Raw genomic sequence first — 4628 nt, 5'->3', positions numbered from 1 at the left:
TGCCGCCCTGCGGGGCTCCGGCACCTGCGGCTGCTGCCGGCGCCGCGGCGACGCCGTTGGCATTCGCCGGCTTGGCGGCGGGCTCGGCGGCCAGCATGGCCTCGATGGTCGAGTTCGGGCCCTCGATCTGCATGGCGAGTTTTGCCACTTCGGCCGCGATGTCGTTGATGCGCTCGCGCAGAAGCGCGTTCTCCATGCGCTCCTGGGCCCAGGTGCTCTCGGCCTGCTGCTGGATCGCGTTCATCTCGCGCTGCAGCCTGGTGCGCTCGTCGCGGGCGGCCTGCAGCTGCTCCTCGAGCGCGGCCTTTTCGGACTTGAGCCGGTCGAAGGCGGCGGACTTGCCGCTGCCCATGCCGGCGAGTTCCTCGCGCAGCTCTTTCAGGGCGCGGTCGGCGGCGGCATTGGCCTCGCGCAGCTGGTTGTTTTCGAAATCGCGCTCGGCGAGCAGCTTGCCCTGGGTCGACAGGCGGCCCTCGAGATCGGCCACGCGCGTGGCCAGCATCTCGGCCTCCTTGACCTGGACGATCAGCTGGCGGTCGAGCTCGGTGACGCGCTGGCTGAGATTCTCGACCCGCGCGCGGGCGTCGTTGAGCGCCTTGGTCGCGGTATCGGATTCGTCGCGCTCCAGAGCGAGGCGGGCCTGGGTCGCGGAGAATTCCTTCTCGGCGTCGGCGACGCGGGTGCGCAGCTCCTCGACCTGGGTCTTGACCGAGACCAGCTCGACCTGCCGGCTGTCCGCGAGCATGGACTTGTCGTTGAGCTCGGCGGTGAGGCGGACCAGCTCGGCCTGCTTCTCCTTCAGCGCCTGCTCGGCGGCGCGCAGCGCCTCGGTCTTGGCGGCGAACTCCTCTTCCGTCGCGCGGAGCTGGTCCTTCAGCGCCTTCTCGCGCGCCTCCAGCGCGAAGATCGCGGCGTTCTTCTCGCCGAGCTCGATCTTCATGCGGTTGATGGCGTCGGTCTTCTTGCCGAGATCGGCGAGCTGGCCGGTGGCCTTGTTCTTGAGCGCGTCGACGCTCATCTCCAGCCGCCGCGCCGACATCGCGAACTCCGCGCGCAGCTGGTCCTTGTCGGCCTGGATCTCGGCCATCGACAGCGGCGTGGCCGCCTCGAGCCGGCGCGTCGTCAGCCGCACCGCACGATTGTGCACCAGGGGCACGATCATGAGGGCACAGAGCATGGCGATCAGAAAACCGATCGCGAAATACATGATCGGCTCGACCATGACGCACAACTCCCGGTCCGAAATGATTAACGGAATCACAATGCACGGCGGGCTGATTCATTGCCAGCCCAATGCCGTGTTAACCTTGATCCGTCACGGGAGAACGTGTCTCAGCGGTACCACCTGGCGGTCTCAGCCCGTATCAGAACGGGTTCCAGGTCGCGCTCGGCGTGAACTTGAGGTAGCCGACATTGGCGCCGAGCCGCAGGCCGATGCCGGACCTGATCGGCACCAGCACGATGTTGTTGGCGGTCAGCGCGGTCATGCCGAAGCCGCCGACGATGTAGGCCGAGCCGTCGATGCCGACGAAGCGCTGATAGATCGCGCTGGTGGCCGGCAGATTGTACACCAAGGTCATGGTGCGGGCGCCGTCGCCGCCCCAGTCGAAGCCGAGCGAGGGGCCCTGCCAGTAGACGCGGAGGTCGCCGGCATTCTTGGTGTAGAGCGTGCCTTCGCCGTAACGGAGACCCGCGACGAAGGCGCCGGCGCCTTCCTCGCCCAGGATGTAGCCGTTCGGCAGGCCCCATTGGCTGACCGCGCGCTCGATCACCGAGGCCAGCCCGCGCGAGACGTTACCGAAGAAGCGGTGGCCGGCATTGACCAGCTCTTCCGGATTGAAGCTGTCGGGGCTTGGCGCCGGGCGCGGCGGCGGCGCGGGCTGCTGGTAGGGCGGCGGCGCAGCCTGGTAGGGCGGCGCAGGCGGGGGCGCCTGCTGCGCGGCGACCGACGCGGTCAAGGCCAGGACGGCCGCGAGCGTCGTGGCGGCGAGGCGGATTGCGAAACTCATCGATGGAGATCCCCTGCTATCGGCGGCCCGACCTGAGCCTTAACCAGACGCCAACCACATCCGGCGATGGTCGGACGAGGGGCGTAGCCCCCGCTATTCCCATGTTATCGGCACGAACTATGACCGCACAACGGCAACAAGGACATCTGAGCGGCTCAAGGCCGCGCTTTCGCCGCGTAATTGCCGCCATCGCCCTGATTTCGCTGCTGCTGCCCTCGGCTGCGCCGGCGGCCACCACCCAGCGGATCATCGCCAACCGCTATAGCGGGCTCGCGATCGACGGCTTCGACCCGGTGTCCTATTTCGTCGACGGTCAGGCCCTGATGGGCGAGGCGGACTTCGAGGCGGCCCAGGGCGGGGTGGTCTGGCGGTTCCGCAACGAGGGCAACCGCGCCTCCTTCCTGGCTCATCCGGAGGTCTATGGCCCGCAATTCGGCGGCTACGATCCGACCGACGTGGCCCGCGGGGTCACCGTCGCCGGCAATCCGCGCCTCTTCGCCGTCGTCGAGGACCGGCTGTTCCTGTTCAACCGCGAGGAGAGCCGGGATGCGTTCAAGGCCGACCCCGCCCGCTATCTCGCGAAGGCAGAAGCGCGCTGGCCGGCCTTGCAGGAAGATCTGCCGCAATAGGCCCGTTCAGACCGCCGTCACCGCGCCGGGATCACCCCAGGCGATGAAGGACGGCACGATGAAGCTGTCGCTCCGCTCGCCGTAGCGCAGCGGCACGCCGGCCTCGCTGGTCACCGTGCCGCCGGCGGCCACCACCACGGCATGGCCGGCCGCGACGTCCCATTCCGAGGTCGGGCCGAGCCGCGGATAGATGTCCGCCAGCCCCTCGGCCAGCCGGCCGAATTTCACCGCCGAGCCGAGCGCCAGCCGCTCCGCCCCGGGGCGCGCCGCGATGAAGGCTTCGCTGCGGGGATCGCCATGCGAGCGGCTGACCGCGGCCACCCAGGGCGCGCCGGGCCCGGGCATCGGACGGGTGCGGATCGGCACCGCCTCGCTCAAGCCGGTCTCCGAGAACGACAGCCGCTCGGCGCCGCGGCCGACCAGGCCGCGCCAGATCAGGCCGATGGCCGGGGCGCAGACGATGCCGAGCAGGGGGCTCGCGTCGCTCACCAGCGCCAGATTGACCGTGAACTCGCCCCGCCCGGCCAGAAACTCCTTGGTGCCGTCCAGCGGATCGATCAGGAAGAAGCTGCCCTTGAACGGCGCGGCGCTGGTCCCGACGCGCTCCTCCGAGAGCGCCGGGATCTCGGGCGCCAGCCGCGCCAGCCCCTCGGCGATGACCCGGTCGGCGGCGAGATCGGCCTCGGTGACCGGCGAGCCGTCGGACTTGTCGGTGACGGCCATGGCGCGCCGGTTCACGGCCAGGATGGCGTGGGCGGCCTGCACGACGAGCTCGGTCAGGGGCGTCATCAGCGCCGCGGCGGCTTCGACACCGACGGTTCCTGCGCTCCGGCCGGTCATCGCGCCACGCTCCGCTCGGCCGTTCCGTATGCAGCCTGCATCATCGACTCCCCGTTCTGTGCCGGTCGCCCCGGTGCATCCGGGACGGAGGTTTGCGTGGTCATCGAGCAGCATTGCCGGGGAAAACCGCCACGTACTTTCCCGTGTCCTGCTCTCAGCTCGGTGGCGGTCCCTGCTTTCGCAGTGTATCAAGCGCTAAGGCAAGCATGATTCGTCCAAGTTCGCGGATTTCAGGAACATCGAATGTCCGGCACGTCCTCTTCCGAGATCGCCAATCCGATTCCCGCTCCCGATACGCTCGAACTTGCCGCTCTGCTCTGCTCGAAGGTCTGCCACGACCTGATTAGTCCGGTCGGCGCCATCGTCAACGGCCTCGAGGTGCTCGACGACAATCCCAAGCCCGAAGATCGCGATTTCGCGCTGGAGCTGATCCGCAAGAGCGCCAAGACCGCCTCGGCCCGGCTGCAGTTCTGCCGCCTCGCCTTCGGCGCCGCCGGCTCGGCCGGCGCGCAGATCGATCTCGGCGATGCCCAGACCATGGCGCGCGGCCACATCGAGGACGCCAAGACCTCGATCACCTGGAATCTGCCGCGGCTGCTGCTGCCGAAGAACCGGGTCAAGCTGCTGCTCAACATGATGGTCGTGGCGCAGCAGACGATTCCGCGCGGCGGCATGCTGACCGTCGATCCGATCGGCGAGGGCGAGACGATGAGCTTCCGCGTCGCCGCCACCGGCCTCAACGCGCGGCTGCCGCAGAACATCGTCACCCTGCTCGGCGGAGAATTGCAGTCGACGATCGATGCGCACGCGGTGCAGCCGTACTACACCCGGCTGCTCGCCGAGGCCTGCGGCCTCAAGGTGACGCTGGCCGCCGACGGCGCTGCGATGGTTGTCCAGGCGGCCTGATCGCGATTTCGCCGGCGCTGCTGCGACGTCATGCCGTCAATCGACGCGTGAATTCGTTTACCATGGTTAAGCAAGTCTTAGCGGTGTGTCCGAATTTGTCCGGACACATCTTATCTCTTTGTTGAGTCCGTTCATTTGCGCTTACTCAACTAATATTAAACGCTTTGGACCGAAACTGGCCACGGTTTGAAGGGCGCGTCATGTCGCGTTCCGTTGCGTGCGAAGGCCAGTTTCATGGATGACC

General features: G+C 67.9%; 5 protein-coding genes. 2 read left to right on the top strand and 3 right to left on the bottom strand.

Going from position 1 to position 4628, the window contains the following annotated elements; translation table 11 throughout:
• Together BRAO375_RS17915 and BRAO375_RS17910 are read right to left on the bottom strand one after the other, a co-directional pair.
• Nucleotides 1-1222: coiled-coil domain-containing protein (locus BRAO375_RS17915; RefSeq protein ID WP_035640894.1), on the bottom strand; the 1222-nt coding region annotated here is incomplete at its 3' end.
• A gap of 142 nt (nt 1223-1364) precedes the next feature.
• The gene (locus BRAO375_RS17910) at nt 1365-2009 is read right to left on the bottom strand and encodes a DUF1134 domain-containing protein (RefSeq protein ID WP_035640891.1); all 645 of its coding nucleotides are present in this window, start codon (nt 2007-2009) and stop codon (nt 1365-1367) included.
• 101 nt (nt 2010-2110) lie between these two features.
• Between BRAO375_RS17910 and BRAO375_RS17905 the strand changes: the two genes are divergently transcribed.
• Nucleotides 2111-2638, top strand: coding sequence for a YHS domain-containing (seleno)protein (locus BRAO375_RS17905; protein WP_009028876.1), 528 nt, complete (start codon nt 2111-2113; stop codon nt 2636-2638).
• Between the two features lie 6 nt (nt 2639-2644).
• Here the strand turns inward: BRAO375_RS17905 and cysQ are convergent, their stop codons facing one another.
• Complete coding sequence (gene cysQ / locus BRAO375_RS17900; protein ID WP_009028875.1) at nt 2645-3478, bottom strand: 3'(2'),5'-bisphosphate nucleotidase CysQ; 834 nt, start codon at nt 3476-3478, stop codon at nt 2645-2647.
• Nucleotides 3479-3721: 243 nt separating this feature from the next.
• Here cysQ and chpT point away from each other — a divergent pair, with 243 nt between their 5' ends.
• Entirely contained in the window at nt 3722-4384 is a 663-nt protein-coding gene (gene chpT / locus BRAO375_RS17895; RefSeq protein WP_009028874.1) for a histidine phosphotransferase ChpT, read from the top strand.
• The last annotated feature ends 244 nt before the right edge of the window (nt 4385-4628 follow it).

Source organism: Bradyrhizobium sp. ORS 375 (genome assembly GCF_000239775.1).
Taxonomy (GTDB): domain Bacteria; phylum Pseudomonadota; class Alphaproteobacteria; order Rhizobiales; family Xanthobacteraceae; genus Bradyrhizobium.
The sequence above is the reverse complement of the archived record's forward strand: the minus strand, read 5'-3'. Positions and strand labels throughout refer to the sequence as shown.

Coding starts and splice junctions, on each gene's coding strand:
- chpT (WP_009028874.1), top strand. CDS start 3,722: ATGTCCGGCACGTCCTCTTCCGAGATCGCCAATCCGATTCCCGCTCCC.
- cysQ (WP_009028875.1), bottom strand. CDS start 3,478: ATGACCGGCCGGAGCGCAGGAACCGTCGGTGTCGAAGCCGCCGCGGCG.
- BRAO375_RS17910 (WP_035640891.1), bottom strand. CDS start 2,009: ATGAGTTTCGCAATCCGCCTCGCCGCCACGACGCTCGCGGCCGTCCTG.
- BRAO375_RS17905 (WP_009028876.1), top strand. CDS start 2,111: ATGTTATCGGCACGAACTATGACCGCACAACGGCAACAAGGACATCTG.